We start from the raw sequence: 24,060 nt of genomic DNA, 5'->3' as shown, positions 1-24,060 counted from the left end.
GCGAAAACAGTAACAGAAGCGTGCGCTGCTCGAATGGGACTGGCTTTAGCCGGGAGGGGCCGGTGTTGTCACTCTAAGCTTTGAGATGTGATGCTGGGTGCTTTCTTGGCGAGGAGTCGGTTTCACCCGCTCTCATCAGCCCCTGTCTATAACGGAAACCCATGCCTCAGCCCCGCATACGTCACATCGCTATCTGCGTCTTTTCCCATCAAGGCAAAATCCTGGTTAATGCGTTTCCGGACGCCGTGAAGCAGCAAACACTGTTTCGGCCTTTGGGCGGCGGCATTGAGTTCGGCGAGCACAGCGCCGACGCCATCGTCCGGGAGATCCGCGAGGAACTGGACCTGCCGATCCACGACGTTCGTTTGCTCGGGACGCTGGAAAGCCTGTTCACCTATTTAGGTAAACCGGGCCACGAGTTCGTTCAAGTCTACGACGCGCAGTTCAGCGATCTGAGGGTTTACGACCAATGCGGTCTGGAAGGACACGAAAGTAATGGCGACCGCATCCAGGCGCAGTGGCGGGACAGCGAGAGCCTGCGTCGCGACGGCGTATTGGTGCCGGAAGGGCTTCACGAAATGCTGCGGTCGCTGTCTCTTCTCGAATAAAGGAAGCAGGCCTGCCTGGATCATTGCCATCAGGGCCTGGATGACAGTGACGGGGAGAGGAGATCGGACCGCCAGCGTTTCAGGATCAGCAACAGTGCATTGAATGTTCTGGTGATTCACGCTAGCGAGGATGGCAAATAGCATGAGGTGAACTCATCCAGTGCGAGCCATTCAATGACTACGTTTGATCCAGCCAATTCCGGTAACGGCAACCCCGGCGTCAGTCGGCGCAAAGTGCTTCGAGTCGCTGTGGCGGGCGCAGGCGCCGCGTCTGTCTTGAGCAGTTCGTTTGTGAGCGCGGCGGCCAGCCAGCATCCTCCCGAGACAGGCAATGCCACAGCATTCGATGATGCTTTTCGTGTCACCTTCCACAAGCAGCAGGTCGGCGATGTCGAGGTGTTCTACCGCGAAGCCGGACCAAAAAATGCCCCGGTGCTCCTGCTGCTGCACGGCTTTCCGACTTCAAGCCACATGTTCCGTAACCTGATGCCGTTGCTGGCCAGCCAATACCGTGTGATCGCGCCTGACTTGCCTGGTTTTGGCAACACCACTACCCCCGCTCGGGGCGCGTTTGATTACACCTTCGACAACCTCTTCAAAGTCATCGAGGGCTTTACCGAGGCGCTGGGGTTGAGCCGTTATGCACTGTACATATTTGATTACGGGGCGCCCGTCGGCTTGCGCCTTGCGGCCGCCCACCCGGAACGGGTCACGGCGATCATCAGCCAGAACGGCAATGCGTATCTCGAAGGCTTCAGCGACCAGTGGGATCCGTGGCAAGCCTATTGGCGCGACTCCACACCGGCCAACCGGGAAGCCTGTCGGCCGTCATTGTTGCCGGCCACTATTCGCGACTGGCAGTACGGCACCGGTGCGGACCCGCAGAAACTGTCGCCCGACGGCTACAACCTGGACATTCTGTACATGGCACGGCCTGGCGCTGAAGATATCCAGCTGGACCTGATCCTCGACTACCGCTCCAACGTCTCGGCCTACCCGGCATTTCAGGCGTACCTGCGTCAGCATCAGCCGCCGTTGCTGGCCGTGTGGGGCAAGCACGATCCAGCGTTCATCCCGCCCGGAGCACTGGCGTTTCGCAAAGATATTCCAGATGCCGAGGTGCACTTGCTGGACACCGGGCATTTCGCGCTGGAGACCCATGCACCGGAGGTTGCGGCATACATTCGGGAGTTTCTTGGGCGGAAGATGAGGGTTTAGCGGGTTTTAGAAATGGTGCCCGCGCCGTGAGAAGACCTCGGATTAGAGCTCGGTGAGCTTCGATCCGAGTCAGGGGGTGGGGATTGCAAAGCGCTCACCTGCGCTGCGGGCAGGGTGTCAAAGGCTGTCAGGATCCCCAAAAAACATCTGAATCCGCGACCGCAACCAACGCTCCCCAGGATCGTTGTCCTGCGAGCCGCGCCAGGCCATGTGCAGTTCAAACGTGCGAGATTCGATCGGCAGTTCTTCCGAGCGCACACCGCCCGCAGCCGTCAGCACGGCAGCCGCGTAGTCCGGCACGGTGGCAACGATGTCGGTTCCGGCAATCAGCGTCGCCAGCCCGTTGAACTGCGGAACCGCCAGCACGACGTGGCGTTTGCGTCCGATTTGTTCCAGGTGCTCGTCGATGAAGCCGCCCAGGTCGCCGGCGAAGGACACCAGTGCATGGGGCCGTGCGCAGAAGTCGTCCAGGGTGATTGGCCCCGGCATGGTGTCGGCGCGCAGCAGTTTGGGCTTGCTGCGGCGCAGCACTTTGCGCTTGGCGTTGGCCGGCAAATCATCGGTATAGCTCACGCCAATGGAAATTTCGCCCGACGACAGCAGGGCGGGCATGAGGATGTAGTTGGTCCGGCGCACCACCAGCACGATCCCCGGCGACTCCGAGCGCAGGCGCTTGAGCAGCGGGGGCAGCAGGGCGAATTCGACCTCATCGGACAGGCCGATGCGGAACACGGCGGTGCTGGTGGCCGGATCGAAGTCTGCCGCGCGGCTGACAGCGGTTGAGATGGAATCGAGCGCAGGGGACAGCAGACCAAAGATCTCGATCGCTCGTGCGGTTGGCTCCATGCTGCGCCCCGTGCGCACGAACAGTGGATCGTCGAACAGCCCGCGCAGACGCGACAGCGCTGCGCTGATCGCCGGCTGGCCGAGAAACAGCTTCTCGGCGGCGCGGGTGACGCTGCGTTCATGCATCAGTGTTTCAAAAACGATGAGCAGATTGAGGTCAACGCGACGCAGGTCGTTGCGATTCATGACGGGGGTCTCGGGGACATTGGTCGATTCATGGGCGGCCCAGACGCGCGCCACGTGTTCAGCTCAGCCAAGGATATTACGGGTAAATACCGGCGGTCTGCATTGTTGAATTTTCCTACAGCAGTGTAAATGCGTTTCTCGCGGGCTTTTGCCGTACGTCCAGGCGTGTCATGTGAACCTTGCGAGCAGAAAGCGACCCAACCCTACATACTGGCCATTTGTAATCCAGCTAAATTGGACCGGTGCAGAGCAGGGCGCACGCGTACAACCCGGCGTTTCACGGCGCCGGGTTGCAATGTCGCCACAGGCACACAACAATGTGCGCCCTGCAGGCCCGGGACGGTCGACGCAGATCCGGCAGCCGCCGTCGCCATCACAATCGATGGCAGGCATGTCGACTATTAATAGCCACTGATAGTGTTACCGGCAGCGCCCGGATAGAGTTCATGGCATCAAGGTTCATAAGGCGAGGTTCGAAATGTCCCGCACGATCCGTTTTCATCAGTTCGGTCCGGCCGAGGTGCTCAAAGTAGAAGAGCTGCCGGTCGCGTTGCCTGCACCCGGTGAGGTGCAAGTGCGCGTTCAGGCAATCGGCGTCACCTGGTACGACGTGCTGTGGCGACAAAATCTGGCTTCGTCCCAGGCCCGCCTTCCTGCCGGTCTGGGTTCCGAAATGGCGGGTGTGATCACCGCCGTGGGTGAAGGTGTGAGCGATTTGAAGGTTGGCGACAAAGTTGCCAGCTTTCCCTCGGCAGACCCTAACGTGCACCCGGTATACGGCGAATTGATCCTGCTGCCGCGTAACGCCGTTACCCTGTATCCCGAAGTGCTGACCCCTAATGAAGCGGCGGTCCATTACACGCCGATGCTGGTGGCCTATTTCGCGTTCGTCGAGCTTGCGCGGGCCAAACCCGGGCAAACGGCGCTGGTGACCGATGCCAGTCACTGTGCAGGTCCTGCTTTTGTGCAATTGGGCAAGGCGTTGGGGATCAAGGTGATCGCGGCGACCAAGACTGACACCTGCCGCGAGTATTTGCTGAAGATGGGCGCTGACAAGGTGATCGTCACTGAGGAGCAGGATCTGCTTCTGGCGATCAACAAGTACACGGACAACCGCGGCGTGGACATCGTTCTGGACGGCCTGGGCGGTCCACAGATGTCGATGCTGGGCGATGTGTTGGCGCCTCGTGGCAGCCTGATTCTCTACGGGCTGCAGGGCGGTAACCAGACCCCGTTTCCGGCGTGTGCGGCGTTCCAGAAGAACATCCAGTTCTTCGTGCATTGCGTGGGTAACTTCACCGGCAAGCCTGAGCTGGGCATCAAGCAGGACGAAGAGGCGATCAAACGTGCATTGCGCGACATCAATCAGATGACGGCCGATGGCATGCTGGTTCCGCAGATCACAAAAGTGTTCCCGTTCGATCAGTTGGTCGAAGCCCATCGTTTGATGGACGGCTGCCCGGTCGGTGGTCGCATCGTGGTTGAGGTTGATCCATCCTGAGCGCAGATCATCGCGCTTATTGAATGCTCGACGCTTTGACCTGGCGTCGGGATCAGGTTGGAGACCGGTAGAAGGTAGCCAACACGTCACAGGTCACAGGTCACATTCAAGCCTTCCCGCAAAGTCCGGAAGGCTTTTTGTTTATTGAAGTTTAGTTTTATAAACGACGTTCACAACATTCCTATGTGACTGATCCCATGGAGTTGCGTCAGTCGAGCGGGTTTGCTGTTCCTGCTTTATCCACTCTGTTTAAACATCCGTTTATTCATGCCATTAAACAAGTCTGTTTAATTCGCCTCTTTGTGCGCGGAAAAACCGCTGCTTTTATGTCGGTGGTTGCCGGCTTGTAATTATTTCTCGGAGGCCGATAATCTCATCAATAATTAAAACTCAAGGAATGAGGCAATGTTTGATGACCTGCCGCCGAATGCCGCGCCCGCCCACGCCAGTGCTGCGGCCTTTACAGCCCCTGCGAATATCGTCTGGGTTATGAGTTCTGAAACCAATATTCTGTCGGTTAAGGGCAACCGGGTTGTGACGCCATGAGTGCCATGCACGAACAAGCCATGAACTACGTATACCAACAAGTGCTGCAACGCTTGTCAGGTTATTTGAACCGCAACGAACGAACGGCGCTGCAACTATTGATTCAACGCCTGGTAGTTGCCGCGGGGGGAATCGACAAGATCGGCGGTTATAAAGTGCTGGTGGCGTTTGGCGGTGGCAAGGACAGCGCGTACACCGTTGCCATGTTGCGCGCCGCGCAGTTGACCATCGCTGCCAGGGGGCCGGCAACGTTCAGGCTGCGAGTGGCCAATATGCGGCATGCCGGTATTACCTCAGCCGTGATGGGCAATATCGATCGCTGCTACTCCGCCCTGTTCATGCACGACGACCCGCGGGTCGAGCTGCTGGTGATCGACCATCAATATGCACAGATATTCGAAGCGGACTTGCCGTTTTCCAGCGCAGGCCGTGAGCAGAACCGCTCTGATCTGCTGCTGGCCGGCCACCTGACGGCGGGGGACGCCCGGGCCACCTTTTGCAACAGCTGTTATCTGGGCATGGCCGAGTTCATGGTCCGTGCTGCGTGTTGGGGAGACGGCGTCGATGCGCTGATCAGCGCGGACTCGCTCAAGGAGCAAAAGCAGTACGCTGCGTGGATCACGCGTCTTGCCCGGCACGGCAAAGAGAACGTCGCGCCCTGGCACACGCTGGGTTTCAGCGGTGCGTTGAACGTCATCGACACCGTCGCAAGCGAGTACTACCAGGCGCTGTACGGCGACGCGGCGCAACCGTCGGGCTACACCCGCCCGCCGTTCTACCCGCACCGCAGCTTGGCCCCCACATTACTGACGGCGGCTGACCTCATCGGCTTTCGGGCCCATGAGCACTGGGCACTGCTGACGGATTTCCTGGGCTTCCGCTTCGACGATCTGGCGTTCAATTTCAGTGAGTCGGACTGCGCCAACCCGCTGCTCATGGCGCACCTGCGGGGCTTGAGGGCCGAGTTCATCGAAGATCGTTCGTACGACGAGGGCATCGCCCAATACCTTGAAGTGGCCGCCACACTGATGCGCCGCAAGCGCATGCCAGGGCGGCTTATCACCCAGGCGCTCGCCGCGTACGACAGCCCTGAAAAAATCCAGGACCGCCGGCAGCTGGCCGAAGGCTATGGTCAGGAGGCGTTCGGGCTGGGCGAGACGCAGTGGGTGTGCCTGCTGTTTTCGCCCTTTGTGGACGCAGGCGCGCGGCTCGAAGCGTTCCTGCGTCGATACCATCCGGGCATGCTGGTCGGGCTGAGTGACCTGCACAAGGCGTTGGCTGGCCAGCTCGCGCCGGACCTGGTGGAGCATTGGCTGGTGGATGTCAGCGGCCTGAGCTTGAAGGGACTGCAATCGCTTTACGCCAAGGGTCGCGTGGACTTCAACGACGACAGTTCGATTATCGCGCGCGTGCGTGCGGCCGACCCCGACAAGCGTCGGGTGGTGACGGTGGATCCGCTCACGGGAACGTTGACGAGCGAAGTGATCTCAGGCCGCTGAGCGCGGCGGTTTAACGGGCCGGGGCGATCCGCTGGCTCTTTCTGCGACGACCCTGCGCCAGGCGCACGGATGGGGGTGTTATGGACAACAAGACCGATTTTGCCTACCAGATGGTGTATCGCTACTTGCTGCGGTTGACCAATGAGATCTCCACCGGGCCAGCCGTGCGCTTGCCATCGTTACGCCTGCTGGCAAGACGGTTACGGGTGTCGATTTCAACCGTACAAAACGCGTACAGCCTGCTGGAGAGGGAGGGGCGGATCTGTTCCGTGCCTAAATCCGGTTATTACGCGCTGCCCAACCCCTGCCACGACGCCCCTTGCGAGGGCGACGATGTGTTTACACGCTTTCATGCCGGCGCACGGCGCACTGACATGTTCATCTTTGGTGTCGATGAGCCGACGTTGCTGGTGTCCCTTCACGGCGCGCTGCTCAGCGCCGAGCGCGACCTCATGCGCCATTATCCTTGCCCGCCCGACCCGCAGTTCCAGCCGTTCGGCGATATTGAATTACGCACGTCGCTGGCCGGTTACTACACCTCGTCGACCGAGCATTGCTGGCACCCGGACAACGTGTTCATCGGGCCGGACAAGACCGCCGTCTTGAAGGCGGTCATCAAGGCGCTGCAATTGCGGGACTGCGCGGTCTTGGTGGAGTCGCCGTGTGGCTGGGGGATTCTGCGCACACTGCAGTCGTTCGGCATCCGCGTGATCGAGGTCTCTGCCGACGCCCACGGCGGAATAGACGTGGACGACCTGGGTGCGGTGATCCAGCGAGAGGCTGTAAAAATGGCGATCATTTCCTCGCAGATGGACCCGGTCCGCGGTCAGCTTCAGCCTCGCGAACGGCGCGCGCAGATGGCAGAGGTATTGAACCTTCACGGGCTGTGGGTGCTGGAGAACGATTGCCATGGGGCGCTGTGTTTCGAGGAGGGCCATCCGCCGTTCCGGGATCTGATCGACCCACAGCGCCTGTTGGTACTGGGCGCGTTCGACAAGACGATCGGGCTGGAGGCGCCGTTCGGCTATTTGTTGAGCCGCCATTCGCGCCCGCTCTGGCACGAGCAGTGGGTGCTGCGTTCGTTTCGTTTACCGCCGGTTCGGCAGAAGGCGGTTGCGCGGCTTTATGCGTCGGGGCAGCTGGACCGGCATCTGCATGAGTTGCGCAGCCGCTTGAAGTTGCGGATGGATGAGTTGTCGGGCGCGGTTGAGCTGTATCTGGGGGACGAGGTCCGGTTTTTGCGGCCTCGCGGCGGGGCGTCGCTGTGGCTGGAGAGCAAGCATCGGGTGGATACGGCGCGGGTGTTCAATCGATTGCTGGAGCAGCGAATCGTAGTTGCGCCGGGGGAGTTGTTCAGTGCGAGGGGGTTGCATCAGCAGAGTTTGCGGATCAGCGGGACGGTGGATTGGGCGCAGAATATTGAGTCGATGCTGGTGATTGTGAGGAATGCGTTGGGGCAAGAGCGGTTGGGGTGAGGCTTGGATTTTCAAGATCAAGATCAAGATCAAGATCAAAAGCAGATCATAAGCTTCCCGGCTCAATCCGGTCCCACTGGCTGAACACCCCCCTGTAGGAGCCGGCTTGCTGGCGAATGCGGTGGATCATCCAAATTGGTGGTCGATGTCGATGGTCGATGGTCGATGGTCGATGATCTGTCGTCGTTGGGTTGCTCGGTACCTGGAATATGCGCGATGCGATAGGCTCGCGGTTGTGCGATTTCTGCCCGTCAATCCGTTTGCATTTGCCTGCGCAGCTTTGAGCTGTTATCTGTACGTCCGTCCAGTGTTCCGATCGTTGGTTTGACCGTTCTTGACTTCCATTTCCAGTCTTTCATCCGATTCGCGTGCAGCGCCTGTGGCGTCTGTGCCGGTGGCGGCTGCCGATCCTGAAACGGGTTATCGGGTGGCGGTGCGGGAGTTGTGCGAGTTCACGGCGAAGGCGGGGGATCTGGATTTGCGTTTTACGCCGTCGCCCACGGCGCAGGAGGGGATTGTCGGCCATCGAACGGTGGCGGCTCGGCGCGGGGCCGGGTATCAGTCTGAGGTGGCGCTGAGCGGGGTGTTTCATGAGCTGACGATCCGCGGCAGGGCAGATGGTTATGATGCGGAGCTCAATCAGCTTGAGGAGGTCAAGACCTATCGCGGCGATCTCGCCAGCCTGCCTGCCAATCATCGTCAACTGCACTGGGCTCAGGTCAAGGTGTACGGGTGGCTGCTCTGCCAGCAAATGCAGTTGACCGAGGTGAATCTCGCGCTGGTGTATTTCAACATCATCAGCGAGCACGAGACCCTTGTGCAGCAACGCTTCACGGCGCCCGAGCTGCAGGCTTTCTTCGAGGCCCAGGCGGGCATTTTTCTGAGCTGGGCCCGGCAAGAGTTGGCGCACCGCGAGGCGCGTGATCACGGGCTGAGTGCGCTGAAGTTCCCCCATCCGGATTTCCGTACCGGGCAGCGTGCGCTGGCCGAGTCGGTCTACAAGGCGGTGAGCACCGGGCGATGCCTGATGGCGCAGGCACCCACCGGTATTGGCAAAACCATCGGCACTGTGTTCCCGATGCTCAAGGCCGCGCCGACCCGCAAGCTGGACAAAGTGTTTTTCCTTACTGCAAAAACGCCGGGGCGCAAGCTGGCGCTGGATGCCCTGAGTGTCATCGCGCGCAGCGCTCCGCAACTGGGTGTGCGGGTGCTTGAGATGGTGGCGCGCGACAAGGCCTGCGAATACCCGGAAAACGCCTGCAATGGCGACTCGTGCCCGCTGGCCAAGGGGTTCTACGATCGATTGCCCGCAGCGCGGGCCGACGCGATGACTGCGCCGTGGCTTGATCAGGCGGGTACGCGCGAGGTGGCGCTGCGCCACGGAGTTTGCCCCTATTACCTGAGCCAGGAACTGGCGCGCTGGGCGGACGTGGTGATCGCCGACTACAACTACTATTTCGACCTCAGCGGCATGCTCTTTGGCCTCTGTCAGTTCAATCAGTGGCGCGTTGCAGTGCTGGTGGACGAGGCGCACAACATGGTCGAGCGGGCGCGGCAGATGTACAGCGCGACCCTTGATCAGCACAGCATGAATCAGGTGCGCCAGAGTGCCCCGGAGCCGGTGAAAAAAGCCCTGCAGCGACTTAATCGCGAGTGGAACGCCCTGCATAAGGAGCAAGTGGCGCCGTATCAGGCGTACGCCGCCACGCCAGCCAGGTTTCTCAACACCCTTAGCCAGTGCATTACGACGTTCGGCGATTACTTCAACGAACACCCGCATGCCGCCAATGGTGAACTGCAGAGCTTCTACTTCGAGGCGATTCAGTTCGGGCGCATCGCTGAACTGTTCGACGAGCACTTTCTGTTCGACATCAGCAAGCGCGAACTGGGCAGCAAAGCGCTGTCGCGCCTGTGCCTGCGCAATGTGGTGCCGGCCGGATTTGTGCGTCCACGCCTGACTGCCGCGATCAGCGCCGTGTTGTTCTCCGCGACGCTCAATCCGCGCCATTACTACCGGGACCTACTGGGTTTGCCTGACACGACGGCCTGGGTCGACGTCGAGTCGCCGTTCCAGCGCTCGCAGCTGGATGTGGAAATCGTCAGCCGTATTTCCACCCGTTTCACTCACCGGCAGGCGTCGCTGGCGCCGATCGTCGAGCTGATCGCCCGTCAGTTCGAAGCCCGGCCGGGTAACTATCTGGCGTTCTTCAGCAGTTTTGACTACCTGCAGCAGGTCGCCGAGCTGATGGAGCGCAGCCATCCGCAGGTGACAGTGTGGAAGCAGTCACGCGGCATGGGGGAAGCTGATCGGCAGGCGTTTCTTGATCGCTTTACGCCGGACAGTCAAGGCATTGGCTTTGCGGTACTCGGCGGCGCCTTCGGCGAAGGCATTGACCTGCCGGGGGCGCGCTTGATTGGCGCGTTCATCGCGACCTTGGGGCTGGCCCAGATCAACCCGGTGAACGAGCAACTTAAACAGCGCATGAGCCTGTTATTCGGCGCCGGTTACGACTACACCTATCTGTACCCCGGCATGCAGAAGGTGGTACAGGCTGCGGGACGGGTGATCCGTGGCCAGGACGACCGCGGCGTGGTGGTATTGATCGATGACCGCTTCGCCGAGCGCAAGATCCAGCAGCTTCTGCCCGCGTGGTGGCAACTTTAGCCGTCCCCGGCCAATTGTCTCAGGGCGTTACGGATCGATAGCCGAGCGCAACGGTCCAACTGCCAGTAAACTGCCGCGCAGTCGGTGTTTCAGGTTATTTCCCGGTTCGTCGGGGATCTTTCTTTTTGTCATTTCCTTTTTTTCATCCACGGAGGTTTCGCATGAGTATCAGTCCATTCGCGGGCAAACTGGCACCCGCAGAATTGCTGGTCGATCTTCCTCGTCTGGTGACGGCCTATTACACCGGCCAGCCCGATGCGTCGGTGGCGACCCAGCGTGTCGCCTTTGGTACCTCCGGGCACCGCGGCAGCTCCTTCGAGCTGAGCTTCAATGAATGGCACGTCCTGGCCATCAGTCAGGCGATCTGTCTGTACCGCCAGGCCAACGGCATTGATGGTCCGCTGTTCCTTGGCGCTGATACCCATGCCCTGTCGACCCCGGCCGCCGCTACGGCGCTGGAAGTGCTGGCGGCCAACGGCGTAACCGTGATGATTTCCGAGGGCGACGAATACACCCCGACCCCGGCGGTTTCCCACGCGATCATCTGCTACAACCGCGGCCGTACGTCAGGACTGGCTGACGGCATCGTCATCACGCCGTCGCACAATCCGCCCGAGAGTGGTGGCTTCAAGTACAACCCCACCAATGGCGGTCCGGCCGACTCTCACATCACCAAGTGGATCGAGAACAAAGCCAACGAGCTGCTCGCCGAGCGTGTCATCGGCGTCACCCGCATGACCCACGAGAAAGCCCTGCGCGCCGACACCACCCATCGTCACGATTACATCAACACCTACGTCGCGGACCTGAAAAACGTCATCGACATGGACGCGATTCGTGGCGCCAACCTGCAGCTGGGCGTAGACCCGCTGGGCGGGGCAGGCGTGCGTTACTGGTCGGCGATCGGTGAGCACTACGGCCTGAACCTGGAAGTGGTGAACAAGTTCGTTGATCCGACCTTCCGCTTCATGAGCGTGGACTGGGACGGCAAGATTCGCATGGACCCGTCGTCCAATTTTGCGATGCAAAGCCTGATCGGTCTGAAAGACCGTTTCCAGGTGGCTTTCGCCTGTGATCCGGACCACGACCGTCACGGCATCGTCACGCCAACCGGCGGCCTGCTGGCGCCGAACAATTACCTGGCGGTGTCCATCGATTACCTGTTCCAGAACCGCCCCGACTGGCGTTCGGATGCGGCTGTCGGCAAGACAGTGGTGAGCAGCGGGATGATTGATCGTGTGACCCAGCGCCTGGGTCGCCGCCTTTATGAAGTGCCTGTGGGGTTCAAGTTCTTCGCCGAAGGGTTGTATGAAGGCTCGCTGGGTTTCGGTGGCGAAGAAAGCGCCGGCGCGTCCTTCCTGCGTCGCGACGGCACGGTGTGGACCACCGACAAGGACGGTCTGATTCCTGCGCTGTTGGCAGCCGAGATTCGCGCGCGCAAAGGCCGCGACCCGAGCGAGATGTACAAGGCGCTGACGGATGAGTTGGGCGAGCCGGTGTCGACCCGGGTTGAGGCCAAGGCCAATTTCGAGCAGAAGGCGTTGCTGAGCAAGCTGTCCCCGGATCAGGTGACTTCGACCGAGCTGGCGGGTGAGAAGATCGAGCAGATCCTGAGCAAGGCGCCGGGGAATGATCAGGCCATTGGCGGTCTGAAGGTCATTACCGAGAACGGCTGGTTCGCCGCGCGGCCGTCGGGTACCGAGGACATTTACAAGATTTACGCCGAGAGCTTCAAGGGCGAAGATCACCTCAAGCGTCTGGTGGCTGAGGCGCAAGTGCTGGTGGACGGTGCGATAGCACCCTGATGCTTTCGTTCCGACCCGTGTATCGAGCACGTCTCGAATATGGGTGGTGGTGCTGATGCTTAGCGTCCGGAGGGTAAGTGCATCTGCCTAACGGCAGAGCGTTTCGCCTTTGGCGAGCTACTTGATAAAGCCCCGCCTTCGGTTTTAATGAGCAGCCAAGGGCTTGTGCTCCCGGTCGGGCCCGACGAAGGAGGGGCCAAACCAGGAGCAAGCACCCTTGGCTACTTGGGGATGGTGCGACTTTCGACTGTTTCCAAGTAACTCGCCGAAGGCGAAACAGGTCTGCCGTTAGGCAGACGCTCTTGACCCTCAACCACAACCCAAACAAAAAGCCCCGGCTTCTCACGAAACCAGGGCTTTTCAAAAAACCACTACATCAAGCCACGTCCACCAGTACTATTTCGCTGTCTTCGATAGCCGTCACTCGCAAGACGCGCTCATCCTCAGCCGCCACACCATCACGCGCCTCGGCACGCACACCGTTGACCTCAATCAGCCCGGTGGCAGGGACCAAATACGCCCGACGGCCCTCATCCAGCGCATACTCCGCGGTCTCACCGGCCTTCAGGTTCGCCGCCACCAGACGAGCATTCGCACGAATACGCAACTCGATGTCGTCATCCTTCTTGCCGCTCGCCAACGTCACGAATCCCTCGCGATCCCCTTTCGGAAACGGCTTGGCACCCCAGGACGGTGGCGCGCCGACTTCGTCCGGCATGATCCAGATCTGGAAAATCCGCGTCTCCTTCGACTCCAGGTTGTATTCACTGTGCGCAACGCCAGTGCCGGCACTCATGACCTGCACATCGCCCGCTTCGGTACGGCCACGGTTGCCCAGGCTGTCCTCGTGGGTGATGGCACCTTCACGAACATAGGTGATGATTTCCATGTCCCGATGCGGATGGCGCGGGAAGCCCGTGCCGGCCTCGATTACGTCATCGTTCCAGACCCGCAACTGGCCCCAGCTCATGCGGCTCGGGTCGTAGTAGTTGGCGAACGAAAAGTGGTGGTGGGCGTTCAGCCAGCCGTGGTCTGCGCCGCCCAGAGATTTGAAAGGTCGAAGTTGCAGCATGATCAGTTCCTCCGTAGCAGGGCCGGGCCTATGGCAGGGCGCCGCTGGTGATGACTTGTTCAGTCGATGGAGCCATGATCTATCAACGAGATATCGATAAAAAGCGTTATTATTGCGTAATAACTATCGAAAAAATCGATTGGGTAGACGCTCCAGAAGCCTAGAACTTTGCCCCCTTTATCGACTAACTCCATGAGCGCAAAGCATTTCACTGGAGCTGAATGGCGAATGCGGCGACCATAGGCGCCTCTTGACGTTAACGCTGATACCGGAGCCCGCGTGCCGCACGATTTTTCCGCCGAGCCAACCCACGAGCTACCTCCTGACCTGACCACCCCCGAGCGCCTGCCGTTTCTCAAACGCCTGATCGCGCGAGCGATGGGCAAAGGCCTGTCGCGCATTCAGGCTCAGCACGTGCCGTCCTGGTATCAGGGTCATGCCGATGGCTACCTGAACGGGCATGCCGAAGGCATGAACGAGGGCTACGCCGAAGGTCATCTGGACGGTATCGAAGAGGGCCGGCAGGTGCTGGTGATCCGCGACACCCGCCCCCTCGAACACCGAGGCCCGCGGGTCGATGATCACCTGTTCGACGACTGGCGTCTGCCGCTGACCAACGAGCTGAAAAAACGCATCAAGGCGGACGTGGCCGAGCGACTGCCGGCTCATGCGCAGCCCACGGCGGCGCAGTGGAAAATGATCTTCAGCGACACACCGTCCACCTATGTCATCGCCGGGGCCGGCGCGGGCAAGTCCACGTCGCTGGTGCTGCGCGTGTTGCTGCTCAATCATTACCTGGGCTTCGAGCTGGATTCCATGACCGTGGTGACGTTCACCCGCGAGTCGCGCAAGGATTTCATCAACAAACTCATCGACATCATGGCCCTGTGGGGACGCCAGTTGACGCTGCGCGAGGCCCGAGAAGTGGTTCGCACCTTCCATTCGCGCATTTTGCCGCTGGTGCGCAGCCTCCCGGGTTTTGAGCAACTGCAGGCGTTTGAAAACCTCAGCAGCCAGACCGGCCAGCTGTTTGACGACACCGCCGACAGCAACCCTTTCGACCTGCGCATCAACGACGCGCAGCGCCAGCAGATGAACCTGTGTTACCGCGACCTTTACGCCGCCAACGAGCGGTTCCGTGAAGTCATGGCGCCTTTGTATCGGCAGTCGCTGCAACTCAGGGAACTGGACCGCGATCACCCTGATGTGCAAAAGCGCATCACGGTGATGGGCTTGTCCTCCAAGCGTGACGAGGAGTTGTGCGACATCATCGAGGATCTGTGGATCCGTGCAGGGGCTTGGCCGATTCAGGGCGTCGAACCCATGCGCCAGACCGTCGAGGTCAGCGGGCTGAATTTCCACGTCCACGGTTATGCCGCCGAACTGGATGCCTGGATCGTGCTCGGCTTCGACCCCGGCGAAGACCAGCATCTGCGCCGCCCGGACGCCAAGCTGCCGGTGTGGGCCGAATGGGTCATCAAGCGCACGCTGTTCCAGGCGTTCTGCCGCAAACCGGTGATCTGGCTGGAAAACTACCAGGCTTCGCGCGGCATGATGCAGTCCCTGTCCGGCGCGGCAGTCGCGGGCCCGGGCTTTGATTACAAGGTCAAAGGGGAGCTGAGCGCTGCGCCGCTGCTGGATTGCTTTGTGGCGGCCGCCAGCTTTATTGAAAACCTCGGGCTGGACGTCGCCGGCGCGGTGGCGCAAATGCGCTTTTCCGACCAGGACCCCGACCGGTTCTTCTTTGAAGCGTTGAGTCTGTTCTGGAAAGCCTTCGAGAGTCACTTGCTGGAGCAGTCGCCTCCGGTCATGACCTACAACCGGATGTTTTCCCTGTTTGGCGAAAACTCGCCGGAAAACCTAAAACTGGTGAGCGATGCCGGGCTGCGGCCGCTGTCGCATCTGATGATCGACGAGTTTCAGGACGTGTCGCCGCAAATCGTCTCGTGGATCCGTGCGACTCTGCGCGAAATCCGCAGTCGCGGCCCGGCGTTGCACGTCGGTCGCGGCGCTCAACGTTCGTCGTTGCTGTGTGTGGGCGATGACTGGCAATCGATCTACGGCTGGCGCGGCAGTTCGCCGAAGTTTTTCATGGAGTTTGCCAAGGAGTTCTCGTCGCCCTCGACCACCAAGGTCATGCTCAGCGACAATTTCCGCAGCCACCAGCACATCATTGATGCGGCAGAGCATATCGTCCGTGCCGCGCCGGCCATCAGCGGCAAGAAGGCCCGGGCCAGCGGTCCGGTGCAGGAGCTTGTACCGGTGACCGTACTGGAACGCGACGACGAGCGCTTGCTGTCTCTCCTGACCGAGCATTACAACGCCGGCGACTCTGTGCTGCTGCTCTACCGCAAGGGTAGCGAACGCAGCCGCCTCCCGGAGGCGTTTCAGGCCCTTGCCAACGCCGATTACGCGTTGCCGCCGCAGCAGCGTCGCCTGAAACAGCTCACCTATCACAGCGCCAAGGGCCTGCAGGCCGACGCGGTGTTTTTGCTGGGCGACTGTCAGCACCTGACCCAGTCACCGTACAAGAATCAGGTGTATCAGTTGGCCGGTCTCGGCCGGGAAGGGGACCTGGAAGCGTTCGACAACGCGCAGAAGGATGAAGTGTTGCGCCTGGCCTATGTGGCGATTACACGCGCCGTGCGGCACTGCTACTGGTTCATTGACGCCGCCGGTACTGAAGACGCCTCCATCGCCCGCGCCTCCGCAAGGGTCGCGTCGGACAAACCGTTTTTCGACGACACCCGAGGCGCTCTCTCTGAGGTCAAGGTCCAACCCGCCGAAACGGTCTGATGCCCCATGGGCGCCAGGTTTGGCCGCTTGACGCGCGGGACTGACCGCTGTGTTTTACGCCCTGTTCAGATAGGGCGTTCGACGAGGGATAAACGTTTCGACTTCAAGCTCGATGGCTTCGATGATGCGCTCCACGTCGGTGGCGTTCATGACCGTGGCGCAGGGGATGGCGGCGATGGCGATCACGGTTTCCCCACTGGCGCGGTCGAAGAGGCGCGCGACCATGCTGTCAGGCGCATCCATGTTGGCTTCAAAGCCCACCGGATGAAAATGCCAGCGCATCAGCTGGCAGGCATTGGGGAATGTGACCTTGTTCATCAACCCACCTCGTTCAGTTGAGCACTTCATAAGCTCCGCAGAGTAGGTAAACAGCAGGTCTGAACAGACTTGCGCAGCGATCGAAACGTCGCGTAGGGAAGCCCGGCCCGCAGACCACGAGTCAGTTAAAGGTAGCACCGAGTTCTGACAATGTCGGGAAATAATTCCTACACAATTAAGAATTTCATGTTTCTTTGAACATCATCACGCCACGCTTATATAGGGCATCGAATTCGGTTTGTTGCTGAATCGATATAGCGCACCGGCGCACTTGGTGATGAGCGCCTCATGGAAAATAAACACTCGAAAACGCCTGAATCCCGCGCATGAAAGTGGGTCGCCTGCCGATAGCAGAGCGAGCGTCAATAACAAATCGGACGCCAATCAGCTTTCCAGAGAGTACTCCCATGTCGATAAGAAGCATGAACATTGCGCCTCGCGCATTCCTGGGATTCGCGTTTATTGCCGCATTGGTAATAGGTCTGAGCGTTTTTTCAGTCAACCGGATGGCGGTGATTCGCCAAGCCACGACCGACATGGAGTCGAACCATCTGCCCAGCATTGCCAGCTTGAGTGCGATGCTGGAGAACACCTTGAGGCTGCGTATCACCTCGTTTCGAACGCTGGTTAACCGTGAGCCTGCCTCCCTGCTTGAAACAGATGCGCGCATTGCCGAACTGATCGGCAAGTTGCAGGCGGCAAAAAAAGCCTACGCCGCACTTCCGGCCCAGGGCGAAGAGTTAGCGGTCTACAACCAGTTTGAAGCGACGCTCGTTACTTTCCTGGAGGTGCAGGCCAAGGTGCTTGAGTTGTCACGCCAGGACAAGACGGACGACATGCGCGCTTTAATCAATACCCGAATGAAAGAAGCCACAGACCTTATGGGTGTGCAGATCAACCAACTGATTGCCATCAATAAAAAAGACGCGACGGACGCGGCCACTGTGTCGAAAGGTCAATATGACAATGCCAACGTGGGCGTTATTGCAGTGTCGATTATCGCGGTGCTGATGACCGTCATCCTCGCGTGGCTGCTCACGCGAAGTATCGTCAGCCCACTCGCTCGGGCGGTTCGTGCGGCAGAGGAGATTGCAGCGGGAGATCTGACCCGTGCCATCCATGTCGATGGCAAAGACGAAGCGGCGCACCTGTTGCGAGCCTTGTCGACCATGCAGCGCAATCTGCGCCAAACCCTTGAGCTGATCGCCGGCTCTTCTACACAGCTCGCCTCGGCTGCGGAAGAATTGAGCGTCGTCACCGAACAGTCGTCCCGCGGCCTGCAGCAGCAGAATAATGAGATTGAACAGGCGGCCACTGCCGTCAACCAGATGACCGCTGCCGTTGAAGAAGTGGCGCGCAACGCGGTGTCGACCTCCGAAGCCTCACAGCAGTCCAACCAGACTGCACGTCAGGGGCGTGATCGGGTGGTCGAGACAGTGAAGTCAATTCAGGACATGACGCAACAGATCCAGGCCACCAGCGGTTTGGTCGAGGGCCTGGCCACGCAAGGACGTGACATTGGCAAGGTGCTGGACGTGATTCGTTCGATTGCCGAGCAGACCAATCTGTTGGCACTCAATGCGGCCATTGAAGCCGCCCGTGCGGGTGAAGCAGGTCGCGGGTTTGCCGTGGTCGCTGATGAAGTTCGCGCGCTGGCGCACCGCACTGCGCAATCGACGACGGAAATCGAGCAGATGGTGGCAGGCATTCAGACGCGTACCGGCGAAGCCGTACAGTCGATGTCGCGCAACACCGAGAGCACCCGCACCACATTGGGCCTCGCCAGTTCGGCGGGCGATGCGCTGGAATTGATTACCGAGGCCATTGCGCAGATCAACGAGCGCAACCTGGTCATTGCCAGCGCGTCCGAAGAGCAGGCTCAGGTGTCGAAAGAGGTGGACCGCAATCTGGTGAACATCCGTGACCTCGCCGCGCAAACGTCGGCCGGTGCCAACCAGACCAGCGCCGCCAGTCATGAACTGTCGCGATTGGCGGTGGACTTGAAGGCGATGGTTTCGCGGTTTGTGATTTAACCAGCACCCCGACCGCCGAGAGTCCGGGTCTGCAGAATCGTGTGGATGATGTGGAGCGCGGGAACTGTAGGAGCCGGCTTGCTGGCGAACGCGGTCTATCCGACACGAAGATGTCGCCTGACCCAACGGTTTCGCCAGCAAGCCGGCTCTTACGATCCGAATTTCAACCTTCCCAGGCGGTGGGGTTGACCAGGTCTTTCGGCCGCTCGCCCGCCAGTGCCGCCAGCAGGTTCTCAACCGCACAACGGGCCATGGCTTCACGGGTTTCATGGGTGGCCGAGCCCATGTGCGGCGTGGCGACCACGTTGCTCATTTTCAGCAACGGCGAATGTGCGCTGACCGGCTCCTGCTCGAACACGTCCAGGCCAGCCGCGCGAATCTGGCCGTTTTGCAGGGCGGCAATCAGTGCCTGCTCGTCCACGACTTTGCCCCTGGCGATGTTGATAAAGATCGTCTCGGGGCGCATCCGGTCAAATTGCGTGGCGCCGATAAGCCGCTCGGTTTCGCGAGTCAGCGGCACCGTCAGGCAAACGAAATCCGCTTCGGCCAGCAGCGCGTCGAGGCTGCGATAGGCTGCGTTGAAGCGTGCCTCCACCGCCGGCTTGGGCGAGTGGCTGTGATAGATCACCGGCATCCCGAAACCGAAATGCCCCCGTTGCGCCACCGCCTCGCCGATCCGTCCCATGCCGATGATGCCCAGCGTCTTGCCATGCACGTCCGAACCGAAATGCTCAGGGCCCAGATTGTGCGTCCACTGGCCGTCGCGGACCATGGTCGCCAGTTCCACCACCCGGCGGGCAGTGGCCATGATCAGCGCGAAGCCGGTGTCGGCCGTGGTTTCGGTGAGCACATCCGGCGTGTTGGTGAGCAGAATGCGGCGTCGGGTCAGGTACTCGATGTCGTAGTTGTCGACACCCACCGAGACGCTGGCCACGGCCTTCAGCTTCGGCGCCAGGTCCAGCAGCCCTGCGTCCAGCTTCAGGCTTGCGCCAAGCAGGCCGTCGGCACGGGGCAGGGCGTCGCGTAGACGCGCCAGGCCGTCACTGGATTTCGGGTCTTCGATCAGCGTCACCTCGGCCTGCGATTGCAGGCGTTGCATCAGTGGCGCCGAGAGTTTTTTGTAGAGCACAACATGCGCAGTCATGGGAATGTCCGGTTCAGGAATGAGCAGGGGTTGGGCGCGGTTGCGGCGTGTCACTCAAGGGCCGGGCCTTGTTGTCCGGCTTGAGCAACAGCGTCAGGACCACCGACACCAACAGTGCGCCGCTCATGAACAGGTACGAAGCGCTCAACGTGCCGGTGACGCCGTTCAGGTAACCGACCAGGTACGAGCCGGCGAACGAACCCAGTGCGCCAAGGCTGTTGATCAGCGCCATGGCACCACCGGCGACATTGGCCGGGAGGATTTCCGGGACGATGGCAAAGAAGGGGCCGTACGGCGCGTACATGCACGCGCCGGCGATCACCAGCAGCGAGTAGGACCACCAGAAGTGCTCGGTGCCCAACGCGTAGGAGCCGTAGAAGGCAACGGCGGCCAACAGCAGCGGTGGCCAGACGAATGCTTTGCGCTTCTGGGTTTTGTCAGATGCCCAGGACACCAGCACCATGCCGATCACCGCGGCCAGATAAGGCAGAGCCGAGAGCCAGCCGGCTTCGACCATGTCCATCTGCATGCCCTTTTTGATGATGGTCGGCAGCCACAACACGAAGCCGTAGACGCCGATGCTCCAGCAGAAGTACTGCGCCGCCAGCAGCAGCACGCGAGGGGAGCGGAAGGCTTCGGCGTAGTTCTTCACCGGCTTGATGCCCACTTGCTCGGCATCAAGGCGCGTTTGCAGTTCGGTCTTTTCTTCAGCGGTCAGCCACTTGGCCTGGGCCGGACGCTCGTCCACCAGACGCCACCAGATAAACGCCCAGACCACCGCAGGCAGACCTTCGACGATGAACATCCAGCGCCAGCTGAAGTGCGCCACCAGGTAGCCCGAGACCACCGACATCCACAGCATGGTCACCGGGTTACCGAGGATCAGCACGGTGTTGGCCCGCGAGCGCTCGGCCTTGGTAAACCAATAGCAGAGGTACACCAGCATGGCCGGCATCACCGCCGCCTCGACCACGCCGAGCATGAAGCGAATGCCGATGAGCATGTAGGCGTTGGACACGATGCCCGTCAGCGTAGCCAGGCCGCCCCACAGGATCAGGCTGACGAAGATCAGCTTTTTAACGCTCTTTTTCTGCGCGTAGATTGCGCCGGGCACCTGGAAAAAGAAGTACCCCAGAAAGAACAATGCGCCCAGTAACGACGACATGCCGGGGGTGATGTGCAGGTCTTCGGCCATGCCTGACGCGGCGGCAAACCCGTAGTTGGCGCGATCCAGGTAGGCCAGGCTGTAGGTGATGAAAACGATGGGCATGATCAACAGCCAGCGGCGTTTAAGGCCGGCGTGTTTGACGGATTCGAGCAGCTTTTCCATTTCAGGCTCCCTGAGCATGTTGTTTTTGTCGCAGCAGGTGATGCTAATCAGTGTTTGGCTTGCAACGTGTGACGGTCAGGCAATCTGTCGTCGCGAGGCGCTGTTGTTTCGGAGCATGTCGCCGCCGGGCATGTTGCCGGGCAGGGCCGTGGCAGGCATGGCGGCATCGAGGGCGGCACGGGAGGGCAGGCCCTCCATGTCTCCGCGGCTCTGCACCACCTGGCTGCCGATCCAGTTGCCGCGGGCCGTCGCCTGTTCCAGGCCGAGGTTTTCCAGCAGTGCGCTGATCACGCCGACCGCAAAGCCATCGCCTGCGCCGACGGTGTCAACGACGTTGTCCACTGCCACACCGGGGACGAACGCTTCCATCGATTGCGTGCGGCAATAGGCGCCCTCGGCACCGAGTTTGATGACCACTGCTTCTGCGCCCAGATCCAGGTAAAACCGCGCGATGTCGCCCGGTGTGTCGAATCCGGTCAGCAGCTCGCCTTCCGCCATCCCGGGCATGACCCAGTGCGCATGGCTGGCGAGCCGGTTGACCTCCCGGATCATCGTGCTCTGGCTCGACCACAGCGAAGGGCGAAGGTTGGGGTCGAACGACACGCTACGGCCCGCTTCGCGCATTTGCGTCATCAGCACATGGGACAGCTCTCGGCAGGTGTCCGACAGGGCCGCCGGAATGCCAGTGGCGTGCAAATGTCGGGCTTTGAGCAGCTCGGGGACGATGTCGTTGACCGACAAATGACTGGCGGCCGAACCGCGTCGGAAATACTCAACCACCGGGTCGGCGCCTTCCAGCTCCAGCGATTTGAACTGAAACCCGGTCGGGCGAGCCCGGTCCACCGTGACATGGGCGCAGTCGACGCCTTCGTGCTGCAGGCTGTCAGTGACAAAGCGGCCCATGGAGTCGTCCCCGACCCGGCTCAGCCACGCGACGTTGAAGCCCATCCGGGACAGCCCGATGGCGACGTTGCTGTCGGCGCCAGCGATGCGTTTCTCGAAATGGCGGACCTGCGCCAAGTCGCCGGTTTGCTCGGCGACCAGCATGGTCATGGTTTCGCCGAAGGACAAAATATCGATCTCAGACATGGCTCAGCGCCTCCGTTTCCGTGGAGTGTGGGGTTGACGAGCGGCCGAGATTGGCAAGCAGAGCAACCTGTTCGCGCGTGACCTCCAGCAAGTCGTCGCCTTGGAGCGGGTATTCGATGGCACGGGGCACGCCTGTCGGCATGTGCTGCATGAGTTGCCGCCAGTCCTGCAGGTCAGCCGGCGTCGGCGGCACGGCGATAAGTTTGCCCGCTGCATTACGGGTGATCGCCTTGCAGTGCAGGTATTCGACGTAACGGCCCAGCGCCCTCGCGGCGTCGCTGGCCAATTGGTCATGCCAGTGCCAGTTGCCGATGTCGAAGGTCATGCCGATGGGCATCTGCAGCGCGGTGATCGCGGCAAAAAACTGCACGAAGGGTTCGATGCGGCCGCCATGCTCGGTCTGATCATTCTCCACCAGCAGATGCACGGCGTAGGGCGCAAGCCGGTCAGCCAGCGCGGCGAGGTCGCAGCGCTCGGTGAAATGCCCCAGCGACACCTTCAACCACACCGCACCGCAGGCGCTGGCGCGGTCAAGGGTCGGTTGCAGCTCTGGATTGGGCTTGGTGTCGTCTTCAAGCCACAGCTCGATTGGCGCCGAATAAAGGCACTCCAGCCCCTGGACCTGAATGGCATGGGCCAGGCCCGGAAAATCTTGATGCGCCACGTCAGGGCTGAACAGCTCTTCACGCAGTTCGATGCGCTTGACGCCAGCGCTCACCAGCAGGGGGATGAAACTGGCCTGTCCCTGGGCGCGGACGAGGTCGGCACCGAAAGCGCCGAGGCTGATGGCAACGGTGGGTTGATTCATTATTGTTGTCCTCTGAAACCGGTTACATTTTTGTTCGAAGAGCAGGCGATGCAAAAGTTCGAACCTGGCGGCACTCGCTGACCTGCGGTAGGCGATTGCCCGTTGATCAGCGTCGTCGTCGAGTCGAACCGCGCGGGATCAACTGCGCGGGGAAGTCATACAGGCGCACCGGGGCCTGGTCGCCACGCAAGCGCTCCAGCAGGCATTCAAAGGCGGTGATACCCATTTCATGGGTGGGTTGCGCCAGCGAAGTGATGCCGCTGCCCACCAGCGGGTACCAGTCAAGTTCGTCGAGGGCAATCAGGCCGATGTCGTCGAACAAGTGACAGCCCAGTTCGTGCAATTGGCGGGTGGTGATCAAGGTGGCAATGCCGTTGCCAGTGAACAGGGCTTTGGGGCCGGGGCCTTCTTGTGCGAGGAACTGGCGCAGATGGTCGCGCAAGGGCTCGCCGGTATCACACACGGCGCCCTTCATCCCGGCGCGCTGGCTGATCTGGACCTTGAACGCATCGACCCGCTCGATCCGGGAGCTGGTGCCGTCCTGGGGTTCGGTGACCATCAATACGTCGCGATAGCCAGCCTCCTGCAAATGGTCCAGCGCCTGACGCACGGCGGCTTGATTGTCGAGGCCGACCAGGTCGCTGTGCAGTTCGTCGACCTTGCGATCGACCAGCACCATTGGCAGCTCGGTGTGCAATTCGCGCAGCTCATCAAGGTGATGGCCGAGAGTGTTCACGATGAGCCCTTCGATGTTGTAGGAGCGCAGTGCGGCCAGGTGCAGGCGTTCCTGCTCGTCGTCGCGGTCGGTGTTGCACACCACCAGGCTGTAGCCGTGTTTACGGCAAGCGGTTTCGACGCCGTGCATGACGGCGATGGAGTAGGGGTTGCGGATGTCGGCGACGAGCATGCCGATCAGGCGGGTACGGCCGCGTTTGAGTCCGCGGGCCATCTGGTTGGGGCGATAGCCCAGGGTTTCGATGGCGTGTTCAATGCGTTTGGCGATGGCTTCGGACAGCAGGGCACGGTCATCGCCGATGAAGCGCGAGACGCTGGCCTTGGAGACGCCGGCCAGGTCGGCGACGTCGTTCATGGTGACGCGGGTGCGCGTCGGTAACGTAATG

The 24,060-nt window shown here is 60.8% G+C and carries 18 protein-coding genes; 10 read left to right on the top strand and 8 right to left on the bottom strand.

Annotated features, from left to right (window positions below):
* Positions 1-161: 161 nt before the first annotated feature.
* Complete coding sequence (locus QRN48_RS05085; RefSeq protein ID WP_191943828.1) at positions 162-608, top strand: NUDIX hydrolase; 447 nt, start codon at positions 162-164, stop codon at positions 606-608.
* Between the two features lie 174 nt (positions 609-782).
* Positions 783-1,826: an alpha/beta fold hydrolase gene (locus QRN48_RS05080; protein ID WP_285349238.1), complete on the top strand. Its 1,044-nt coding sequence runs from the start codon at positions 783-785 to the stop codon at positions 1,824-1,826.
* A gap of 117 nt (positions 1,827-1,943) precedes the next feature.
* Here the strand turns inward: QRN48_RS05080 and QRN48_RS05075 are convergent, their stop codons facing one another.
* Complete coding sequence (locus QRN48_RS05075) at positions 1,944-2,858, bottom strand: LysR family transcriptional regulator (protein ID WP_037009717.1); 915 nt, start codon at positions 2,856-2,858, stop codon at positions 1,944-1,946.
* A 478-nt stretch (positions 2,859-3,336) separates the two neighbouring features.
* Between QRN48_RS05075 and QRN48_RS05070 the strand changes: the two genes are divergently transcribed.
* The 6 genes from QRN48_RS05070 to pgm all read left to right on the top strand — a co-directional run bounded on the left by QRN48_RS05070 (position 3,337) and on the right by pgm (position 12,349).
* Positions 3,337-4,359: a zinc-dependent alcohol dehydrogenase family protein gene (locus QRN48_RS05070; protein WP_285349237.1), complete on the top strand. Its 1,023-nt coding sequence runs from the start codon at positions 3,337-3,339 to the stop codon at positions 4,357-4,359.
* A 405-nt stretch (positions 4,360-4,764) separates the two neighbouring features.
* Entirely contained in the window at positions 4,765-4,905 is a 141-nt protein-coding gene (locus tag QRN48_RS05065; RefSeq protein WP_191943831.1) for a hypothetical protein, read from the top strand.
* Positions 4,902-6,404, top strand: coding sequence for a hypothetical protein (locus QRN48_RS05060; RefSeq protein WP_191943832.1), 1,503 nt, complete (start codon positions 4,902-4,904; stop codon positions 6,402-6,404). The genes QRN48_RS05065 and QRN48_RS05060 overlap by 4 nt, the downstream gene beginning before the upstream one ends.
* Before the next feature lie 80 nt (positions 6,405-6,484).
* A complete protein-coding gene (locus tag QRN48_RS05055) occupies positions 6,485-7,879 on the top strand; it encodes an aminotransferase-like domain-containing protein (RefSeq protein WP_037009722.1) in 1,395 nt (464 codons plus the stop codon).
* A gap of 379 nt (positions 7,880-8,258) precedes the next feature.
* Positions 8,259-10,544 (top strand): ATP-dependent DNA helicase, encoded by a 2,286-nt coding sequence (locus QRN48_RS05050; protein WP_502944575.1) that lies wholly within the window; start codon positions 8,259-8,261, stop codon positions 10,542-10,544.
* A 161-nt stretch (positions 10,545-10,705) separates the two neighbouring features.
* The gene (gene pgm, locus QRN48_RS05045) at positions 10,706-12,349 is read left to right on the top strand and encodes a phosphoglucomutase (alpha-D-glucose-1,6-bisphosphate-dependent) (protein WP_285349235.1); all 1,644 of its coding nucleotides are present in this window, start codon (positions 10,706-10,708) and stop codon (positions 12,347-12,349) included.
* Positions 12,350-12,725: 376 nt separating this feature from the next.
* Here the strand turns inward: pgm and QRN48_RS05040 are convergent, their stop codons facing one another.
* A complete protein-coding gene (locus tag QRN48_RS05040; protein ID WP_037009728.1) occupies positions 12,726-13,421 on the bottom strand; it encodes a pirin family protein in 696 nt (231 codons plus the stop codon).
* A 378-nt stretch (positions 13,422-13,799) separates the two neighbouring features.
* Here QRN48_RS05040 and QRN48_RS05035 point away from each other — a divergent pair, with 378 nt between their 5' ends.
* Complete coding sequence (locus tag QRN48_RS05035; RefSeq protein ID WP_285349416.1) at positions 13,800-16,217, top strand: UvrD-helicase domain-containing protein; 2,418 nt, start codon at positions 13,800-13,802, stop codon at positions 16,215-16,217.
* 54 nt (positions 16,218-16,271) lie between these two features.
* On the opposite strand, the gene QRN48_RS05030 is transcribed toward QRN48_RS05035, so the two are convergent.
* Complete coding sequence (locus QRN48_RS05030; protein ID WP_420850597.1) at positions 16,272-16,565, bottom strand: DUF1652 domain-containing protein; 294 nt, start codon at positions 16,563-16,565, stop codon at positions 16,272-16,274.
* Positions 16,566-16,942: 377 nt separating this feature from the next.
* Here QRN48_RS05030 and QRN48_RS05025 point away from each other — a divergent pair, with 377 nt between their 5' ends.
* Positions 16,943-18,568 carry a methyl-accepting chemotaxis protein gene (locus QRN48_RS05025; protein ID WP_285349232.1) on the top strand — a complete coding sequence of 542 codons (1,626 nt, stop codon included), beginning with the start codon at positions 16,943-16,945 and terminating at the stop codon, positions 18,566-18,568.
* 163 nt (positions 18,569-18,731) lie between these two features.
* Here the strand turns inward: QRN48_RS05025 and QRN48_RS05020 are convergent, their stop codons facing one another.
* The 5 genes from QRN48_RS05020 to QRN48_RS05000 all read right to left on the bottom strand — a co-directional run bounded on the left by QRN48_RS05020 (position 18,732) and on the right by QRN48_RS05000 (position 24,029).
* Positions 18,732-19,712 (bottom strand): 2-hydroxyacid dehydrogenase, encoded by a 981-nt coding sequence (locus QRN48_RS05020; protein ID WP_285349231.1) that lies wholly within the window; start codon positions 19,710-19,712, stop codon positions 18,732-18,734.
* 13 nt (positions 19,713-19,725) lie between these two features.
* Positions 19,726-21,042 (bottom strand): MFS transporter, encoded by a 1,317-nt coding sequence (locus QRN48_RS05015; protein WP_191943837.1) that lies wholly within the window; start codon positions 21,040-21,042, stop codon positions 19,726-19,728.
* Between the two features lie 75 nt (positions 21,043-21,117).
* Positions 21,118-22,131 carry a sugar kinase gene (locus tag QRN48_RS05010; RefSeq protein ID WP_285349229.1) on the bottom strand — a complete coding sequence of 338 codons (1,014 nt, stop codon included), beginning with the start codon at positions 22,129-22,131 and terminating at the stop codon, positions 21,118-21,120.
* Positions 22,124-22,939, bottom strand: coding sequence for a sugar phosphate isomerase/epimerase family protein (locus QRN48_RS05005; RefSeq protein ID WP_285349227.1), 816 nt, complete (start codon positions 22,937-22,939; stop codon positions 22,124-22,126). The genes QRN48_RS05010 and QRN48_RS05005 overlap by 8 nt, the downstream gene beginning before the upstream one ends.
* 106 nt (positions 22,940-23,045) lie before the next feature.
* Complete coding sequence (locus tag QRN48_RS05000) at positions 23,046-24,029, bottom strand: LacI family DNA-binding transcriptional regulator (protein WP_502944574.1); 984 nt, start codon at positions 24,027-24,029, stop codon at positions 23,046-23,048.
* Positions 24,030-24,060 lie beyond the last annotated feature (31 nt).

This window comes from Pseudomonas sp. ME-P-057, from assembly GCF_030208975.1.
In the GTDB taxonomy this organism is placed as follows: domain Bacteria; phylum Pseudomonadota; class Gammaproteobacteria; order Pseudomonadales; family Pseudomonadaceae; genus Aquipseudomonas; species Aquipseudomonas lutea.
This window is presented reverse-complemented; position numbering and strand designations above follow the sequence as displayed.